This window comes from Microbacterium sp. LMI12-1-1.1 (assembly GCF_040676455.1).
Taxonomy (GTDB): Bacteria; Actinomycetota; Actinomycetes; order Actinomycetales; family Microbacteriaceae; genus Microbacterium.
This window is the reverse complement of record NZ_JBEGIA010000001.1, coordinates 1317201-1334811: the sequence shown is the minus strand read 5'-3', so window position 1 is coordinate 1334811 and position 17611 is coordinate 1317201. Positions and strand designations below refer to the sequence as shown.

Genomic DNA, 17611 nt, shown 5'->3' with positions numbered 1-17611 from the left:
ATGGCCCGCACCGTCGTGATCGCCCCCGATTCGTTCAAAGGCACCATCGGCGCGGCCGCGGCGGCCGAGGCCCTCGCCGGCGGGTGGTCGCTGGTGCGGCCGTCCGACGACGTCCGGCTGATGCCGATGGCCGACGGCGGCGAGGGCACCGTCGACGCCTTCGCGGCCGCGGTGCCGGGTGCCCGGCGCATGCCCGTCACGGTGACAGGCCCCGAGGGGACGCCGGTCGAGGCGTCGTGGGTGCTGCTGCCCGCCACGGCGGATGCCCCGCGCGGAACCGCCGTCGTCGAGCTCGCGAACACGAGCGGCATCGAACTGCTCGGGGCGCCGCCCCGGCTGCGTCCGCTCGACGCGCACACCCGGGGCTTCGGCGAGGCCATCGCCGCCGCGCTGGCGCACGGCGTCTCGCGGCTGGTGCTCGGCATCGGCTCGAGCTCGTCCACCGACGGCGGCACGGGCATGCTCACGGCGCTCGGGGCGCGCTTCACGGATGCGGCGGGCGCACCCATCGTCGACGGTGCGCGGGGAGTTGCCGCGGTGTCGGCGGCCGACCTGTCCGGCCTCGTCCCGCTGCCGCCGGAAGGCGTGACGGTGCTCAGCGACGTGACCAACCCGCTCCTCGGCACGCGCGGCGCGGCTGCCGTCTTCGGCCCGCAGAAGGGCGCGGACCCGGATGACGTCCTCGCGCTGGACGCGGGGCTCGCGCGCCTGGCGGCGCTGGTCGACGCGGATCCGGATGCCGCGGGCGCCGGTGCAGCGGGCGGCACCGGTTTCGGCCTGCTGGCGTGGGGCGCCCGGCTCGTGCCCGGCTCGGCGGCGGTGGCAGACCTGGTGGGACTGGCCGATGCCGTGGCCCAGGCGTCGTTCGTCGTCACGGGCGAGGGCTCGTACGACGGTCAGTCGGCCGCCGGCAAGGTCCCGGCCCACGTGGCGGCGATCGGCACCTCGGCGGGCGTGCCGGTCGGACTGGTCGCGGGTCGGATCACGGCGGACGCCGATGTCTCGGGCTTCGCCGCGACGGCGTCGCTTACGGAGCTCGCCGGCTCGGGTGCGGCGGCGATGTCAGACGCCGGGCGCTGGCTCGAGCAGGCGGGCGCGCAGCTCGCGCGGCGGTCGCCGAGCGCTGACGGCGCAGCCGATCCCCGGGTGTCGTGAAGGTTCGAGGCGTTTCGTCTGCGGGCGCCAGAGCGCCCTCCGCTCAACGACCGGAATCACGCGGTGGCCGAGCGAGCCGTCGGGCGGCCGAGGTTGTGCATGCTCCGTTGTCTCCGGTCGTTGAGCGAGCGAGGAACGAGCGGGACGAAACGCGTGGGGGATCCGGTACTCCCGGATTCCGGTCGTTGGCCGCGCGCGCCAGATCGCGCCCGCAGTCTGTGCGTGCTCCGTTGTCTCCGGTCGTTGAGCGAGCGAGGAACGAGAGGGACGAAACGCGTGGGGATCCAGAGGCGCCGGGCCGCCGGAGGTTGGGCGTGCTCCGTTGCTTCCGGTCGTTGAGCGAGCGAGGAACGAGCGAGACGAAACGCGTGGGGATCCAGAGGCGCCGGGCCGCCGCTGGACGCCCTTCGACAGACCCAGCGACCGGCCGGCTCAGCGACCGGCCGGCTCAGCGACCGGTGTGGAGTACGCCGTTGCGGCGGTGCGGCAGCGTCGCGAGGCTGGCGTCGCGGAGCACCTCGGGCAGCAGGGCCTCGGGAGCGTCCTGGAACACCACGGGCCGCAGGAACCGGCGGATCGCCGTCGCGCCCACCGAGGTGTGCAGCGAGGTCGTCGCCGGCCACGGACCGCCGTGCTGCTGCGACCAGGTGACGGCCACGCCGGTCGGCCACCCGGCGAAGAGCACGCGTCCGGCCTTGCGGGTCAGCACCTCGAGCACGGCCGCGACGTCGTCCGACGGCTCGGAGTGCAGCGTCGCGGTCAGCGATCCCGGCACCGCTTCGAGCGCGGCGTGCAGCTCCTCGTCCGACGAGTAGCGCACGAGCAGCGTGACCGGGCCGAAGCACTCCTCCAGCAGCGTCTCGGGGCGCGCGGCGACGGCCGCGGCATCCGTCGACAGCACCACCGGCTGGGCCGAGCCGGGCTCCGCGGGCAGGCCGTGCGCCACGACGGCCACCGACGGGTCGGCTTCGAGGTGCTCGATGCCCGACGGGAAGGCGGCGGTGATGCGGTCGGTCAGGAGCGGTCCGCCGCTCGAGCTCGCCGCGAAGCCCGCGACGAGGTCCTCGAAGCCGGCGCCTTGGGGCACGAAGACGACGCCGGGCTTGGTGCAGAACTGGCCCACGCCGAGCGTGAACGATCCGACGAGACCCTGGGCGAGCGCCTCGCCGCGCGCGGCGACCGCGGCGGAGGTGATCACGACCGGGTTGACCGAGCCCAGCTCCCCGTAGAACGGGATCGGGTCGGGCCGTCCGGCCGCGAGGTCGAAGAGGGCGCGTCCGCCGCCGAGCGAGCCGGTGAAGCCGGCGGCCTGGATGACGGGATGCTGCACGAGCGCGTTGCCGGCTTCGCGGCCCTCGACCAGCGCGAGGGATCCTTCGGGGGCGCCGGCGTCGACGAGCGCGGCGGCGACGATCGCGGCCGTGCGCTCCGACAGGCGAGGGTGGCCCGAGTGCGCCTTCACGATGACGGGGTTTCCTGCGGCGAGGGCCGAGGCGGTGTCGCCGCCCGCCACCGAGAACGCGAAGGGGAAGTTCGAGGCCGAGAACACCGCGACCGGCCCCACCCCGACGAGCATGCGGCGCAGCTCGGGCCGCGGCGGGGTGGCCGAGGCGTCGGCGTCGTCGACGGTGAGCTCGAGGTACGAGCCCTCCTCGACGACCGTCGCGAACAGGCGCAGCTGGCCGGTGGTGCGGCCGACCTCGCCGCGCAGGCGCGTGGCGCCGAGCCGCGTCTCCGCGTCGGCGATCTCGACGAGCTCGTCGGCGTGCGCGTCGAGCGCGTCGGCGGCCGCGCGCAGCCACGTCGCCCGGGTCGCGGCGTCGGCCGCCCGCCACACGGGGGCGGCGGCGGCCGCGGCGGCGGCGAGGGCGTCGAGCTCAACGGTGCTGGTGGTCGTGATGGCGGTGGTCATGAGACTCCTCCGGAAGCGTGCAATGGGGTCATGAGAAGCGGATGCCGAGACCGGCGTGGTCGACCTCGGTGAGAAGGCCCTCCGAGATGCGGACCGGCGAATCGTCGAGGAGGGCGCCGAGCGCGCCGAAGCCGGCGTCCTCGACGTCCTCGGCCATCGGCGCGGGAACGCCGGGCACCGCGCGCAGGCACAGCGCGAGCTGGCCCGACAGCTCGGGCAGCAGGTGGGGGTGCACGGCGGCGCCGTACTCGGCGGCGATACCCGCGATTCCGAGGAACGGAGTGATGCCGCCGACCCGCACGATGTTCGGCTGAACGATCTGGGCGGCGCCGGTGCGGAGGAAGTCGTCGAAGCGGAAGACGTTGTGCAGGTTCTCGCCGACGGCGATCGGGATGCCGCTCGAGGCGCCGAGGCGCTGTGCGAGCTCGATGTGGGCGTACAGGTCGTCGGCACGCAGCGGCTCCTCGATCCACGCCGGCGAGACGTCGGCGAGCACCTCGAGCGAGCGCGTCGCGCGGTCGAGCTCCCAGCGCTGGTTCGCGTCGATCATGAGCGCGCGGTCGGGGCCGAGCACCTCGCGCACGGCGCGCATGCGGTCGAGGTCCTCAGCCACGTCGGGCTTGCCGACCTTGACCTTGACGGCGTCGAACCCGGCGTCGACCCAGCGCCGCACCTGGGCGACGAGCTCGTCCTCGGTGTAGTGGAGGTTCACGCCCGAGCCGTAGGCCCGGACGCTCTCGCGCTGGGCGCCGAGGAAGCCGGACAGCGACGTGCCGGCATCCCTCACCGCGGCATCCCACAGTGCGAGGTTCAGGCCGGCCATCGCGATGGTGGTGATGCCGCCGCCACCGGCCTCGTGGAGGTGCTGCCAGAGCGCCAGCCACTCGGAGCCCGGGTCGGCCGACCGGCCGACGGCGAACGCCGTGATGTCGTGCGCGAGGAGTGCGTGCACCGCCTCGGCGCCGATCTGCGGCGTCCACGAGAAGCCCCACCCTTCGGCGCCGTCGGACCGCACGACGTGCGTCGCGATCACGCCGACCGACGTGACGTCGGCAGCCCAGGGGCGCGTGAGCGGCACCCTGACCAGCCGCGCGTCGAACGCGGCGATCGTCGGCGACTCGGGAGCCGTCGTCACAGCAGTGCTCGCCCCGCCTCGAGGATCTCTGCCAGACGCGCCTCCTGCGCGGGGGTGGGGTCGACGAGCGGTGCACGCACCGAGCCGACCGGAAGCCCGCCGAGGCGCAGCCCAGTCTTGATGAGCGAGACGCCGAAGCCCGGGGTCTCGTCGCGCAGGGCCACGAGCGGCGAGTAGAACCCGTCGAGCAGTTCGGCGCGTCGCGCCTCGTCGCCGTCGATGTACGCGCGGTAGTACGCGTTCGCCACCTCCGGGATCATCGCGAACGCCGCCGACGAGTACAGCGGGATGCCGATGCCCCGGTAGGCGCCCTGCGTCAGCTCGGCGGTGAGCAGGCCGTTGAAGAACGCGAAGTCGTCGCGCCCCTCGGCCGCCACCGCACGAACGATCTGCTGCGCGAGGCCGACGTCGCCGACACCGTCCTTGAAGCCGACGACCCGCGGGTTGCGGGCGAGGCGGCGCACCGAGTCGACCGAGAACTGCGCGTTGGCGCGGTGGTAGATCACGACGGGAACATCGGATGCCGCCGCCACCGCCTCGACGTACGCGACGAGTCCGGCCTGCGGGCCGCCGACGAGGTAGGGCGGCAGGACGAGCAGCGCGTCGGCTCCGGCGTCGGCGGCTGCGCGGGCGAGGGCCTTGGCGTGGCCGAGGGGGCCGCCGGTGCCGGCGACGACGGGCACGCGGCCCGCGACGGTCTCGGTCGCCACCTGCACGACGCGGATCGCCTCCTCGGTGGACAGGGCGTGGAACTCGCCCGTGCCACAGGCCGGGAAGACGCCGCCCGGGGCGTGCGCGAGCGTGGTGTCGAGGTGCTGCCGGAGCCGATCCTCGTCGACGCGGTCGGCGGCGTCGAACGGGGTGACGGGGAAGAAGAGGATGCCGTCGAAGTTCACGCCAGCACGTCCTTTCGGGTTGAGGCGGAGTCCGGGTCCGGGGCGTTTCGACTCGCAAGCTCGCTCGACGACCGGGAGTCGGAGTCCGGGTCCGGGGCGTTTCGACTCGCGAGCTCGCTCGACGACCGGGAGTCGGAGTCCGGGTCCGGGGCATTTCGACTCGCAAGCTCGCTCAACGACCGGGAGTCGGCGTCCTCATCCGGGGCGTTTCGACTCGCGAGCTCGCTCGACGACCGGGAGGCGGAGTCCGCGTCCGGGGCGTTTCGACTCGCAAGCTCGCTCGACGACCGGGAGTCGGCGTTCTCATCCGGGGCGTTTCGACTCGCAAGCTCGCTCGACGACCGGGAGTCGGCGTTCTCATCCGGTCGTTGAGCGAGCGAGGAACGAGCGAGACGAAACGCGTCGGAGGCGGGCAGGGGCTCGCCCAGCTCGCCCCGCCAGCTGTGCGCGGGGCGCCAGCCCAGCACGCGGCGGGCCTTCGCGTTGGAGAACGCCGGCGAGGTGCCGGTCAGTCCCGCCGCGAGCTCGTCGGTGCCCGGCACGAACTGCGGCAGCAGCTCGGCGAGGGGCCGCCGCGCGAGCGCGTCGTCGGCGCCGACGAAGAACACCTCGGCGTTCGGGATCTCGGGGAGGGCCACCAGCAGGGTGTCGATGAACGTGGCTACGTCGCGGGCGTCGACGTAGTTGAAGAGCGCGGGGGCCGAGAGGGCCGGGTCGGCGAGGCGTTCGACCACCGTGTGGCCCTGCTGCGTGAGCGCGCCCTGCCACTCTTCCGGGGCGATGACGTAGCACGGACGGAAGGCGGCGAAGCGGGTCGCGTCGCCGGTCTGGCGTGCCAGCATCGCGATCGTCTGCTCGGCGAGGTGCTTCGACAGCGCGTAGGCGTTCCACGGCTGCGGGGTCGTCTCCTCGTCGAGCGGGAAGCGGTCGGGCAGCCAGCCCCTGGGCGCCCCGTAGCCGAGGACCGTGGGGCTGGATGCCGTCACGATCTTCGGGATGCCGGCGGCGACGCCGGCCGACATCACGGTGAGAGCCATCGTCGCGTTGGTGCGGAGGATGACCTCTTCGGGCGCACTGAACGGCACGGCGATCGCGGCCAGGTGGATGAGCGCCTCGGCGCGGACGTCGACGATCGCGCGGGTGGCGGCATCCGTGTCGGTCAGGTCCACCGCGATCTGCTCGAGGCCCTGCAGCTCGGCGGCGTCCGAGATATCGCGGTCCAGCGACACGAGTTCGTGGCCGGCCGCAGCGAGACCGGCGACGAGGCTGCGCCCGAGCCTGCCGGCGCCGCCGGTGACGGCGATGCGGGTCATGCGCGTGCGACCGCGGCGTCGGCGGCCAGGAAGCGGATGCCGAGATCGGCGACCTGCACGGGCAGCCCGGTCTCGAGCGAGCGGTTGCCGGCGATGCCGACGGCGATGGAGCGGACGCCGTCGCGCCAGTCGGCGGGGCGGGCGAGCGGGTCGTCTCCGGGGCCCTCGAACACGTCGGCGAGCAGCAGCGCGTCGCCGCCGCCGTGGCCGCCTTCGCCGGCGGCGTGGATCGGCACCTCGTACGCTGCCTCCCAGTGCCGCTGCACGATGAGGCGCTCGCCCTCGGGGCGGAGCGACCCGGAGGATCCGGCATCCACCGCGGAGGGATCGATCACCGGGTGCAGGCCCTCGTCGGCGAGGACGGCGCCGCGCTCGATGACCTCCAGCTCGGCGCGGCCGAGGGTGCCGTTGACCGCGACCCGGTAGCCCTCCCAGGGCGAGTGGGCATTGAGCGAGTAGCTGAGGGTCGCGCCCGAGGCGTAGTCGACCACGAGGGCGAGGTTGTCCTCGATGGTGATGCCCTCGCCGAACACATCGCGGTCGCGGAGGTACCCGTCGTGCTGCTCGGCGTCGAGGTACAACGCCTTGAGTCGCTCATCGCCCCGCAGGTCGAGCTCGAATGCGTCGCCGTCGTCGTGAGTGCCGCGGGCGGGACGGTCACCGAGGCCGCGGGCCGCCGCGTTGTCTGCGCCGTAGAAGCGCAGCCCACCCGAGGCGAAGACGCGCCGCGGCGCCGAGCGGATCCACCAGTTGACGAGGTCGAAGTGGTGGCTGGCCTTGTGCACCAGCAGGCCGCCGGAGTGCTCCTTCTCGCGGTGCCAGCGACGGAAGTAGTCGGCGCCGTGCTTGGTGTCGAGCACCCACGAGAAGTCCACGCTCGTGACGTCGCCGATGACGCCGTCCTGGATGACCTGGCGCAGCGCCGAGTTGCGCGGCGAGTAGCGGTAGTTGAACGTGATGACGACCTCGCGGCCGGTGCGGTCGATCGCGTCCTCGATGGCTGCGGCGCTCGGCCCGTCGATGGTCAGCGGCTTCTCGACGACGACGTCGGCTCCGGCATCCAGCGATCGGACGATCAGCGGGGCGTGCAGGTCGTCGCGGGCGCAGATCACGACGCGCTCGACGCGCTCGGTGCGGACCATCGTCTCGAGGTCGTCCGGGCCGTACACGGCCGGCGCGGGGAGGCCGGCCTCGACCACGCGGTCGACGTAGTACTGCGCGCGCACCGGGTTCGGCTCGCAGATCGCGACCAGCACGGCGTCGCCGCGATAGCGCCCGATGATCGCGTCGACGTACATCTGGGCGCGGTGTCCCGCACCCACGAGGGCGTACCGGCGGTGGCTCATCTCACTCCTTCAGGAAACGTTTTCTCATGCTACCACCCGTTCTCCCTCCGTTGCTCGGAACACGTGTTCCGGCCGGGGAGCGGAGGGTGCAGGTCAGGCGGCGGGGCCGGTCGTGCCGCGCACCGTCAGCTCGGGCAGGACCGTGAGCGGACCACCCGGCTCGTCGCCCTCGAGCAGCTCGCGCATGCGCGCCCACGCCTGCGCGCCGAGCTCGGCCGCGGGCACGGCGGCCGTCGTGAGCGGCGGGGTCGTGTACTGCGCGAACGGGATGTCGTCGAACCCGACGATCGAGAGGTCTTGGGGCACACGGCATCCGCTCGCCTGCACCGCGCTCAACAGCCCCATCGCGACGAGGTCGTTGAAGGCCAGCGCCGCGGTCGCGCCCGACGCCAGCACGGCGGCGCCGGCGTCGGCGCCCGCCTCGAAGTCGACACCGCACGGGATCTCGGTCACCACGGTGTCGGCGTGCGCGGCGACGAACCCCGCGATCGCCTCGAGGCGCGCCGCGTTGGCCACGCTGCCGGGGGCGCCGGCAAGGAAGACGATGCGACGGTGTCCGAGCTCGTGAAGGTGGCCGAGCTCGGCCGCGAGGGCGCTGCCGTAGTCCGCGCGCACCGACGGGACGTCGCCCGACGAGCGGTTGATCAGCACCACCGGCCGCAGCCCGCCGACCAGCCGGTCGAGCTCGTCCTGCGGCAGGCGCGGGGCGCAGAGGATGACGCCGTCCGTGCGGCGGCGGGTCGCGCCCGCGAGCACGCGCTCCTCCTCGACCGACTCCGCCGAGTCGGCCACCAGCACGTGGTAGTCGTCGGTGCCGGCGGCGCGGCTGAGGCCCCGCAGGATCGCCTGGAACGTCGGGTTGCCGAGATCGGGCACGATGACCGCCACCGTCTGCGTGCGGCCGAGGACGAGGCTGCGCGCGACGGGGCTGGCGGTGTAGTCGAGGGCGGCAGCGGCATCCTTCACCCGCTCCGCGAGCACCGGGTCGACCGTGGGATTGCCGTTCAGCGCACGTGACACGGTCGACAGCGAGACTCCTGCGCGGGCGGCGACCTCGGCGATCGTGACGCGCGTGGCTCGGTCGGCGCGGGGCGGTCGAGGCATCCGTGTCTCCTTGGGTCGCGGCGCGCTCAGCCTACCCGGAAACGTTTCCCGACCCGGCTGGGCGCCCGTGCACGTCGCGACCCGGCGCCTCAGCTGCGCGGCGGGGTGCTGCCGCGCACGATGACCTCGAGCGGCAGCTGCGGTTCGCCCGCGGTCCACTCCGGGTCGGTCGCGGCGTGCAGGGCCTGGTAGCCGAGATCCTCCAGGGGCACGCGCACCGTCGTCAGGCCCGGACGGATGTCGCGTCCTGTCGCGATGTCGTCGAAGCCGGCGACCGCGACGTCGGCGCCGACCTGGCGCCCGGCGTCGCGGACGGCCGACATGATGCCGATCGCCACCACGTCGCTGATGCCGAAGATCAGCGTGCCGGCGGGCACGTCGCCGGTGAGGAGGTCGGATGCGGCCGCGTAGCCGGCATCGCGGGTGAAGCCGACGCGTCGCACATCGCGGATCACTCCGCCGGCCGAGGTGAACCCCTCGGTGAAGCCGGCGAGCCGGTCGTCGGAGGTGCGGATGCCCTCGGCGGCGGCGACCACGATCGCGTCGCGATAGCCGAGGCCCGCGAGCTCGGCACCGAGCGCCGCCGAGCCGCCGCGGTTGTCGACGGCCACCGAGCGTGCGGAGCCGCCGCCGGGGCCGACCACGACGACCCGGCCGCCCATGTTCGAGAAGGCGTCGAGCTCGCCCTGGAGGCCGACGGCGTCCGGTCCTTCGACACGGGATGCCGCGAGGATGAGGCCACGCGGGCGCTGGCCGCGCAGTGCGCGCACCAGCTTCACCTCGCGCTGCGGGTCGCGCTCGGTGATCGCGATGGTGACGACGAGTCCCGCCTCGTCGGCGCCGCGCGCGACGCCGGAGGCGAGCTGCCCGAAGTACGGGTCGGCGATGTCGGCGACCAGGAGCGCGACGATCGCGGAGGTGCCGCGCGCGGTGGCCTGCGCCGACAGGTTCGCCGTGTAGCCGAGCTGTTCGGCCGCGGCTTCGACCCGCTCGCGGTAGCTCTCGGCGACCTTGCGGGTCGAACCGTTGAGCACGCGCGAGGCGGTGGCGAGCGAGACGCCGGCCACGCGCGCGACGTCGTGCAGGGTTGCTGCGCCTCGGGCAGGCGCCGTGGTGTCGCTCACAGGCCAGAGTCTAGGCCCTGTGTCCGGTTCGGACGATAGATTGGGAAGCGGTTTCCCTGCATTGCTGCTCCGAAGCAGCGACCGTCACCGGCTCGAAGGAGTGCCATGTCCCGCACGGCTGCCCCGGCGGCCTTCGCGCCGGCCGCTCACGTGCGCCTCGCGCCGGGCGCCGATCTGGCGGCGCAGCACACGGTCAGTGCGACGCTGCAGCGACTGGATCCCGACCGCCTGCTGGCGCCGTTCCGCCGCGAGGCGGGGTTGCCCTCGCGCGCCGACTCCTACGGCGGCTGGGAGTCCGACGGTCTCGACGGACACACCGCCGGCCATGTGCTCTCGGCGGCGAGCACCCTCGCCGCGGCGGGGGATGCCGCGGCCGCCGACCTCGCACGGACGCTGGTGCGCGGCATCCGGGAGTGCCAGCTGGCGACGGGCAGCGGCTACGTCGGAGGAGTGCCCGGCGGCGAGGCGCTCTGGGACGAGCTGCGCGCCGGGCGCGTGGACGTCGGGGCGTTCCACCTCAACGGGCGCTGGGTACCGCTGTACAACCTGCACAAGATCCTCGGCGGCCTCATCGACGCGGTCGAGCTGACCGAGGACCCGCTCGCGCGAGAGACGCTCGCCGAACTCGCGGCATGGTGGCTGCGCGTCAGCGCCGACCTCGATGACGAGACGTTCGAGCGGATCCTCGAGTGCGAGTTCGGCGGCATGACCGAGGCGTTCGCCCGGCTGGCGATCGTGCTGCAGGATGCCGCGTTCCTGCGCCTCGCGCGCCGCTTCGCACGCCGCGGACTCGTCCAGCCGCTCGCCGCCGGCCGCGACGAGCTCGACGGACTGCACGCCAATACGCAGATCCCGGTGGCCGTCGGCTTCGCGACGATCGAGCGCGCGGCGCGGGAGGTGGCGCCCGAGATCGTGCCCGACGTCGCCGCGCGAGAGGGAGCAGCGGCGCGGGTCTTCTTCGACCGCGTCGCACGCCACCGCAGCGCCGCGATCGGCGGTGACAGCGTGCGCGAGCACTTCCCGTCGGACTTCTCGAGCATGTTCATCGCCCGCGAGGGCCCCGAGACCTGCAACACCTACAACATGGTCAAGCTCGCCGCCGAGCTGCACCTGCTCACCGGCGACGACGCCTACTTGCTGTGGGCCGAGCGGGCACGGGCCAACCATCTGCGCTCGGCGCAGCATCCGCAGCACGGCGGGCTGGTGTACTTCACGCCGCAGCGCCCCGCGCACTACCGGGTGTACTCACCCGACGCCGAGGGCTTCTGGTGCTGCATGGGCTCGGGGTTCGAGGCGCAGTCGCGCCACGGCGCACTGGTCTACGCCGCGGCGCCGGGCGAGGTGCGCGTGAACGCGTTCGTGCCGTCGCGGGCGATCCTCGACGACGTCGAGGTCGCGGTCGCCGTCGATGAGCGCGCCGATCCCGCGGTGGTCCACGCGACCGTCGAGGTCCGCACGCCGCGAGCGGCGAACCTCGCGGTGCTCGTCCCGGACTGGGTCGTCGGCGAGGCGCTCGTCGAGATCGAGGGCGGGGCGGATGCCGAGCCCCGGCGTGCGGCGCCCGGGACGCGGGCGAGGGTCGGCGTCGGGGCCGGTGTCACAATGCTGCGGTTCGCGCTGCCGCGGCGGCTGCGGTTCGAGCGCCCCGCGGACGGCTCGGACTGGGCCTGGATCGTCGACGGCCCGGAGGTGCTGGCGCTGCGGCAGCCCGACGACGCCGTCGCCTACCGCGGCACCGGCGCGCGGATGGGACACATCGCGGTCGGTCCGCTGCGTGCGCTCGCCGACACCCCGGTGCTGACCGCCGATGCGCTCGACCACGCCGTGCGCCAGGTGTCGGGGCACGTCCGCGTGCCCACCGCCGACGGCGGTGCGGTCGACCTGGAGCCTTTCGCCGGCATCCACGACGCGCGCTACACGGTGTCGTGGCCGGTCGCGCACGGCACGGATGCCGCCGCCGTCGCAGCACGCCGCTCCGAGCTCGAGCGGATCGACGCCGCGTCGCTGGGTCTCGAGGCGCGCACACGCGACGTCGTCGGCTTCGGCGAGCAGCAGCCGGAATCCGACCACGGGCTCGCGGCATCCGACGAGGAGATCGGCGTGCAGGGCGACGCCCGCTGGCGCCGCACGCGCGGCGCGCTCACCCTCACGCTGCGCGACTGGAGCGGCACGGCCGACGCGCTGCGCGTCTCGTGGCTCGACGGCGATGCGGATGCGCACCTGCGGGTGTCGGTGGCGGACCAGGTGGTGCTCGACGAACCGGTGCCCGCCGGGGCCGGCGACGCGACCCGCGAGGTGCCGCTGGGCGCCGCGACGGGCACGGTGGAGCTTGCCGTGCGGATCGAGTCGTCGGCGGGTTCGGTCACGCCGCGCCTGCGTGAGCTGCGGCTCCTGTCGGCGGCCTCGGACCGCTGACGCCCTCTTGCTGCTGCCGCGGAGACGCGAGAGTCGGCGCGCGCCAGGCCGGGTGGTCGAGCCGCAGTCCGGGATTCGCAGGTTTCGGGCGAGCGTTTCCGGCGAAACCTGGACCGCCGCCGGTACCGGGGGACACCGAGGACGATGACCCCTGCGGGCGGTCCGGGACTTGCAGGGTTTGGGCGAGCATTTCCGGCGAAACCTGGACCGCCCAGCCACACCGGGACGTCGGGAGGTCGCTGCGTGCGGTCCGGGAATCGCGGGTTTTGGGCGAGCGTTTCCGGCGAAACCTGGACCGCATCCGTGGCCCCGGAGACGACCGAGACTCGTGGCCGCGCGGTCCGGGACTCGGAGGCTTCCCGGAGTGGGTTGCTGGGAAGGCTGGACCGAAGCCCGAAGCCCGAAGCCCGAAGCCCGAAGCCCGAAGCCGAAGCCCGAAGCCGAAGCCCGAAGCCCGAAGCGCCGGCCCCGACGCCGGGCGGAGGGTCAGGAGCGCAGCGTCCGCGCGAGGTACGCCTGGGCCTCGTCCTGCATCGCGGCGGTGAACTCGTGGCCGGCGTCGTGCCAGACGCCGGTGTAGCGGCGGCCGAGCAGGGCGCGCAGGCGGGTGTCGGCATCCCTCATCCCCTGCGGCGGGAAGAGCTCGTCGTGCTCGCCGTACTGCACGAGCAGCCGGCGGCCGAGGGCGGCGAGGTCGGGAAGGTCGAAGCGGCTCGCCAGGCCCGGGCTGTGCAGCAGCCACGAATGGGTGTCGAGGTAGTCCGGAACCAGCGAGGCGGACGTCGCCATCATGCCGGAGACGACGGATGCCGCGACCCGGCCGTCCAGCGCCGCCACGAACAGCGCGCGTCCGCCGCCGCCCGAGAACCCCATCGCGCCGACGCGTGCGGCATCGACCCCCGGCCATCCTGCAAGGACGTCCAACGCCGCCAGATCATCCGTCGCGACTGCTCCGGCGAAGCTGGTGCCGAGCGCCCCGGCGGCCTTCGCGAGGCCGTATTCGTGCAGCGACGAGAGCTCGTCGAACCGCTCCTCGTCAGAGAGCGTCTCGCCGCGCTCGCGGTGCAGCGCGTCGAGCGCGGCGCCGAGCCGCGCGAGCACGTCCGGCGGCGAAGACAGGTCGAACGCGCGACTGCCCCATGAGAACGCATCGGGTATCAGCACCACGAAGCCGTCCCGGGCGAGGTCGTTGGCGGGAGTGCGTCCCGCGTAGCAGCGGGCGCGCATGCGGGCCGCAGAGGGGCTCGGCGCCCGCCCCGTGTCGACGAGCTGCTCGGCGCCGGTCGAGCGCACGCCGCCGTGGGCGTGCAGGGCGAGCACGCCGGGGAGATCACCGTCATGCTCGGCGGGTTCGAGCAGGTATGCCCGCGTGCGCGGGCCGAAGCCGAGCCACCAGCTCAGCTCACGGCCGCGCACGCCGTCGGCGAGCCATTCGCGCTCGATCTTCAGGTCGGCGGCGCTTGCCGCGCGCACACCCAGCACCTCGACCAGGGCAGGGCGGGAGGCGGCGGTCGTGCCGGTCGCGGCGTCGTTCCCTGGCGAAGCGGTGTCGTTCGTCGGCGAGGCGCCGGGCTTCCCGGCGCCGGCGTTCCGGCGTCCGTCGAAACCGACGGGCACGAACGCCGGAGCGCCCGCGAGGAACGCCGGCCAATCGGCGTACCCCGCGAGCGCTCCTGTGCTCATCGAAGTGCGTTCAGCTCGCGACGCGAGCGCGCAGATGCGGGGAGACGGATGCCGCGAACCCGGCGGCCGTGCGCTGCACGGCGACGAGCGGGTCGGTGGCCCAGATCTCCTCGTTGAAGATCTCGACCTCGATGTCGCGGTCGTAGCCGGTCGCCTCGACGGCGGCGGTGAGCGAGGCGAAGTCGATGACACCGTCTCCCGGGTAGTGGCGGGCCAGCAGCACGTCGGCCGGGAGCGGCGTCTTCCAGTCGCACACCTGGTACGTGGCGATGCGGCCCTCGCGGCCGGCGCGCGCGATGGCGGACAGCACGTCGGGGTCCCACCAGATGTGGAACGTGTCGACGGTCGCACCGACGACGGCCGGGTCGAAGTCCGCGGCGATGTCGAGCGCCTGCCCGAGCGTCGAGACGACGCAGCGGTCCGACGCGTACATCGGGTGCAGCGGCTCGATCGCGAGAGTCACACCGGCGGCGGCGGCATCCGGAACCAGCTCGCCGATCGCATCACGCACCCGCTCGCGGGCGCCCACCAGGTCGCGCGATCCGTCGGGCAGGCCGCCGGCGACGAGCACGAGGATCGCGGTCGAGCCCTCAGCTCCGGCGGCGGCGAGCGTCGCGGCCTCTTCGATCGCGACGCGGTTGTCGTCGATCGACGCGCGGCGGGCAGGGCCCTCGGGCATCGTGAAGAAGCCCGACCGGCAGTGCGTCGTGAAACGCAGCCCCGAGTCGGTGAGCATGGACGCCGCGGTGGCGAGCCCGACCTCCTGCACCGGCTCGCGCCACAGGCCGATCGCGGAGACGCCCGCCTCGGCGGTCACGCGCAGCGCCGTCGCGAGATCGGCGTACTTGATGGTCGCCTGGTTGATCGACAGGCGGGGGTCGGGCGTGGTCATGCGGGGCCTTCCTGGAGCATGTCCCGGACTTCATCGCGAGACGCGCCAACGAGCGATGAAGTCCGGAACACGAGGGGAGAGCGTCGGGACACGGATGCCGCACCCGACGCGCTGCGCTGACGCGCCGTCATGTGATCAGCCCCGGCACGTCGAGGCCGTTGTGGCGCAGCATCCCGTGCCAGCGGATGGCCGCGAGCTCGGGCCGCTCGAGGGCGAGCGACGCGTTCGCGAGCTCGACGATGCGCGACAGGTGCGGGAGGCTCCTGGCCGAGTGCAGGCCGCCCACCATCTGGAACGCCGGCTGGTGGCCGTTGAGCCACGACAGGAAGGCGACGCCCGTCTTGTAGTAGAACGTCGGCGCGGCGAAGACCTGGCGGCTGAGCTCCTCGGTCGGGCCGAGGATCTCGAGGTACCGCGCCGGGTCGCCGGCGTCGAGCGCCTGGATGGCGGCCGAGGCGACCGGCGTGATCGCCGCGAAGGCGCCGAGCAGCGCGTCCGAGTGCTGCTTTCCCCCGGTCGTTGAGCGAGCTTGCGAGTCGAGACGCCCCGAGCCGACGTCGTCGATGGGTTCGGCGCGTTTCGTCTGGCTCGTTCCTCGCTCGCTCAACGACCGGATGGAGTCCCCGCCGATCAGCCCGACGTAGTTGAAGTCGTCGCCGGTGAACATGCGCACGCCCTCGGGAAGGCGCTCGCGCACCGACACCTCGGAGGCGGCATCCAGCAGGCTCATCTTGACGCCAGCGATCTTCTCGACGTTCTCCTCGATGATCTCGAGCAGCACCGCCGAGGCGTCGCGCCAGTCGGGCGAGCCGAAGTAGCCCTCGAGCGACGGGTCGAACGCGGTGCCGAGCCAGTGCAGCACGACCGGGGTCGTGGCGGAGGCGAGCACCTCGCGGTAGACCCGGCGGTAGTCGTCGGCCGACTCGGCGACGCGGGCGAGGTGGCGCGAGGCCATGAGCACCGGGCCCGCGCCCTGCTCCTCGGTGAAGTGGAGCTGCTCCTTGTAGGCGTCGATCACCTCGTCGATCGAGATGCGCTCGGCCTCGACGTGGTCGGTGTTCACGCCGACCACGACCGAGCCGCCCTCTTCGCGGGCGACCTGCGCCGAGCGGGCGATGAGGTCACGGGTGGCGGCGGCGTCGAGGCCCATGTTCCGCTGGGCGGTGTCCATGGCATCGGCGACGCCGAGGCCCCACGAGTACACGGCGCGGCGGAAGTCGAGGGTGGCGTCCCAGTCGACCTCTGCCGGCCGGCCCGGGGTGTTGTCGGCCCAGGTCTGCGGCACGACGTGCGCGGCGGCGTAGGCGACGCGGCTGCGGAGCGGGCCCCCGGGCTTGGTGTAGCCCGGGGACTCGTTCAGCTCGGCCGTCGAAGTGGCGCCGTCGGGTGAGAGGAGTGTGAGCTGCGGCATCCGGCGATCCCTGCTCAGTCCAGCGACAGGGCGGGCAGCTCGACCTTGCGGCCCTCGCGGCTCGACTGCAGGCCGGCCTCGGCGAGCAGCACGCCCCGCGCGCCCGAGAGGAGGTCGAACTCGTACTGTGTGCCGAGCACGTACGACTCGAGGAACTCCTCCCACTGCTGGCGGAAGCCGTTCTGGAACACGTCGTTGGTGGGAACCTCTGCCCAGTCGGCGTCGTAGTCGTGGTCGTCGGCGAGGTCGGGGTTCCAGACCGGCTTCGGTGTCGCGTTGCGGTGCTGGATCTTCGCGCCGAACAGCCCCACGACGGCCGAGCCGTGCGTGCCGTCGACGTGGAACTCGACGAGCTCGTCGCGGTTCACGCGCACGGTCCACGACGAGTTGATCTGCGCGACGATGTCGCCCTCGAGCTCGAAGATGCCGTACGCGGCGTCTTCGGCGGTCGCCGTGTAGTGCTCGCCCTTCTCGTCCCAGCGGTCCTGGATGTGCACGGCGGCCTGCGCGTAGACGGTCTTGACGTCGCCGAACAGGTTCTCGAGCACGTAGTTCCAGTGCGGGAACATGTCGACGATGATGCCGCCGCCGTCTTCGGCGCGGTAGTTCCAGCTGGGCCGCTGCGCGGGCTGCCAGTCGCCCTCGAACACCCAGTAACCGAACTCGCCGCGCACCGACAGGATGCGGCCGAAGAAGCCGGAGTCGATGAGGCGCTTGAGCTTCTGCAGCCCGGGGAGGTAGAGCTTGTCGTGCACGACGCCGGTCTTCACACCGGCCTCCTGCGCGAGCTTCGCGAGCTCGAGCGCCTCCTCGACCGTCTCGGCCGTGGGCTTCTCGGTGTAGATGGTCTTGCCTGCGGCGATCGCCTTGCGGAGGGCCGAGGCGCGCGCCTTCGTGACGAGGAAGTCGGCGTAGATCTCCCAGCGCGGGTCGGCGAGAGCCGCGTCGAGGTCGGTGGTGTAGTCCTCGATGCCGTGCTGGGCGGCGAGGTCGGCGAGCTTCGCCTCGCTGCGGCCGACGAGGAGCGGCTTGACGGTCACCTTCGTGCCGTCGGCGAGCTCGATGCCGCCCTGGTCACGGATCGCGAGGATCGAGCGCACCAGGTGCTGGCGGTACCCCATGCGGCCCGAGACGCCGTTCATGATGATGCCGATCTCACGCACGGCGGGGCGGGCGGAGGCCTCGGCCGGGGCCGGGGCGATAGTCGTGTCGGTCACGGGGTCCT

At 73.3% G+C, this 17611-nt stretch carries 12 protein-coding genes and 1 pseudogene; 2 read left to right on the top strand and 11 right to left on the bottom strand.

Annotated features, from left to right (window positions below; translation table 11 throughout):
• Complete coding sequence (locus MRBLMI12_RS06350; RefSeq protein WP_363354885.1) at positions 1 to 1155, top strand: glycerate kinase; 1155 nt, start codon at positions 1 to 3, stop codon at positions 1153 to 1155.
• 448 nt (positions 1156 to 1603) lie between these two features.
• On the opposite strand, the gene MRBLMI12_RS06345 is transcribed toward MRBLMI12_RS06350, so the two are convergent.
• From MRBLMI12_RS06345 to MRBLMI12_RS06315, 7 genes and pseudogenes are all read right to left on the bottom strand, one after another.
• Positions 1604 to 3067, bottom strand: a complete 1464-nt coding sequence (locus MRBLMI12_RS06345; RefSeq protein ID WP_363354883.1) for an aldehyde dehydrogenase (NADP(+)) — start codon at positions 3065 to 3067, stop codon at positions 1604 to 1606.
• Positions 3068 to 3095: 28 nt separating this feature from the next.
• The gene (locus MRBLMI12_RS06340) at positions 3096 to 4202 is read right to left on the bottom strand and encodes a mandelate racemase/muconate lactonizing enzyme family protein (RefSeq protein ID WP_363354881.1); all 1107 of its coding nucleotides are present in this window, start codon (positions 4200 to 4202) and stop codon (positions 3096 to 3098) included.
• Entirely contained in the window at positions 4199 to 5098 is a 900-nt protein-coding gene (locus MRBLMI12_RS06335) for a 5-dehydro-4-deoxyglucarate dehydratase (RefSeq protein ID WP_363354879.1), read from the bottom strand. The genes MRBLMI12_RS06340 and MRBLMI12_RS06335 overlap by 4 nt, the downstream gene beginning before the upstream one ends.
• 425 nt (positions 5099 to 5523) lie before the next feature.
• Positions 5524 to 6411 (bottom strand): annotated as a pseudogene (locus MRBLMI12_RS06330) (NAD-dependent epimerase/dehydratase family protein); the annotation flags it as partial.
• On the bottom strand, positions 6408 to 7757 hold the full coding sequence (locus MRBLMI12_RS06325; RefSeq protein ID WP_363354877.1) for a Gfo/Idh/MocA family protein: 1350 nt from the start codon (positions 7755 to 7757) through the stop codon (positions 6408 to 6410). The gene MRBLMI12_RS06325 and the pseudogene MRBLMI12_RS06330, both read right to left, overlap by 4 nt.
• Before the next feature lie 93 nt (positions 7758 to 7850).
• Entirely contained in the window at positions 7851 to 8861 is a 1011-nt protein-coding gene (locus MRBLMI12_RS06320) for a LacI family DNA-binding transcriptional regulator (RefSeq protein WP_363354875.1), read from the bottom strand.
• Positions 8862 to 8950: 89 nt separating this feature from the next.
• The gene (locus MRBLMI12_RS06315; protein WP_349425290.1) at positions 8951 to 9985 is read right to left on the bottom strand and encodes a LacI family DNA-binding transcriptional regulator; all 1035 of its coding nucleotides are present in this window, start codon (positions 9983 to 9985) and stop codon (positions 8951 to 8953) included.
• A gap of 105 nt (positions 9986 to 10090) precedes the next feature.
• On the opposite strand from MRBLMI12_RS06315, the gene MRBLMI12_RS06310 reads away from it, so the two are divergent.
• On the top strand, positions 10091 to 12400 hold the full coding sequence (locus MRBLMI12_RS06310; RefSeq protein WP_363354873.1) for a beta-L-arabinofuranosidase domain-containing protein: 2310 nt from the start codon (positions 10091 to 10093) through the stop codon (positions 12398 to 12400).
• Positions 12401 to 12886: 486 nt separating this feature from the next.
• Here MRBLMI12_RS06310 and MRBLMI12_RS06305 read toward each other — a convergent pair whose 3' ends face one another.
• The 4 genes from MRBLMI12_RS06305 to MRBLMI12_RS06290 all read right to left on the bottom strand — a co-directional run bounded on the left by MRBLMI12_RS06305 (position 12887) and on the right by MRBLMI12_RS06290 (position 17603).
• Positions 12887 to 14083: a dienelactone hydrolase family protein gene (locus MRBLMI12_RS06305; protein WP_363354871.1), complete on the bottom strand. Its 1197-nt coding sequence runs from the start codon at positions 14081 to 14083 to the stop codon at positions 12887 to 12889.
• A 10-nt stretch (positions 14084 to 14093) separates the two neighbouring features.
• On the bottom strand, positions 14094 to 14975 hold the full coding sequence (locus tag MRBLMI12_RS06300; RefSeq protein ID WP_363354869.1) for a sugar phosphate isomerase/epimerase family protein: 882 nt from the start codon (positions 14973 to 14975) through the stop codon (positions 14094 to 14096).
• A gap of 127 nt (positions 14976 to 15102) precedes the next feature.
• Positions 15103 to 16386, bottom strand: coding sequence for a dihydrodipicolinate synthase family protein (locus MRBLMI12_RS06295; protein WP_363354867.1), 1284 nt, complete (start codon positions 16384 to 16386; stop codon positions 15103 to 15105).
• Positions 16387 to 16400: 14 nt separating this feature from the next.
• Positions 16401 to 17603 (bottom strand): Gfo/Idh/MocA family protein, encoded by a 1203-nt coding sequence (locus MRBLMI12_RS06290; RefSeq protein ID WP_363354865.1) that lies wholly within the window; start codon positions 17601 to 17603, stop codon positions 16401 to 16403.
• Between the last annotated feature and the right edge of the window lie 8 nt (positions 17604 to 17611).

What these genes read in the sequence shown, in the direction of transcription:
- MRBLMI12_RS06350 (WP_363354885.1), top strand. Translation starts at nt 1, where the DNA reads ATGGCCCGCACCGTCGTGATCGCCCCCGATTCGTTCAAAGGCACCATC.
- MRBLMI12_RS06345 (WP_363354883.1), bottom strand. Translation starts at nt 3,067, where the DNA reads ATGACCACCGCCATCACGACCACCAGCACCGTTGAGCTCGACGCCCTC.
- MRBLMI12_RS06325 (WP_363354877.1), bottom strand. Translation starts at nt 7,757, where the DNA reads ATGAGCCACCGCCGGTACGCCCTCGTGGGTGCGGGACACCGCGCCCAG.
- MRBLMI12_RS06320 (WP_363354875.1), bottom strand. Translation starts at nt 8,861, where the DNA reads ATGCCTCGACCGCCCCGCGCCGACCGAGCCACGCGCGTCACGATCGCC.
- MRBLMI12_RS06310 (WP_363354873.1), top strand. Translation starts at nt 10,091, where the DNA reads ATGTCCCGCACGGCTGCCCCGGCGGCCTTCGCGCCGGCCGCTCACGTG.
- MRBLMI12_RS06305 (WP_363354871.1), bottom strand. Translation starts at nt 14,083, where the DNA reads ATGAGCACAGGAGCGCTCGCGGGGTACGCCGATTGGCCGGCGTTCCTC.
- MRBLMI12_RS06300 (WP_363354869.1), bottom strand. Translation starts at nt 14,975, where the DNA reads ATGACCACGCCCGACCCCCGCCTGTCGATCAACCAGGCGACCATCAAG.
- MRBLMI12_RS06295 (WP_363354867.1), bottom strand. Translation starts at nt 16,386, where the DNA reads ATGCCGCAGCTCACACTCCTCTCACCCGACGGCGCCACTTCGACGGCC.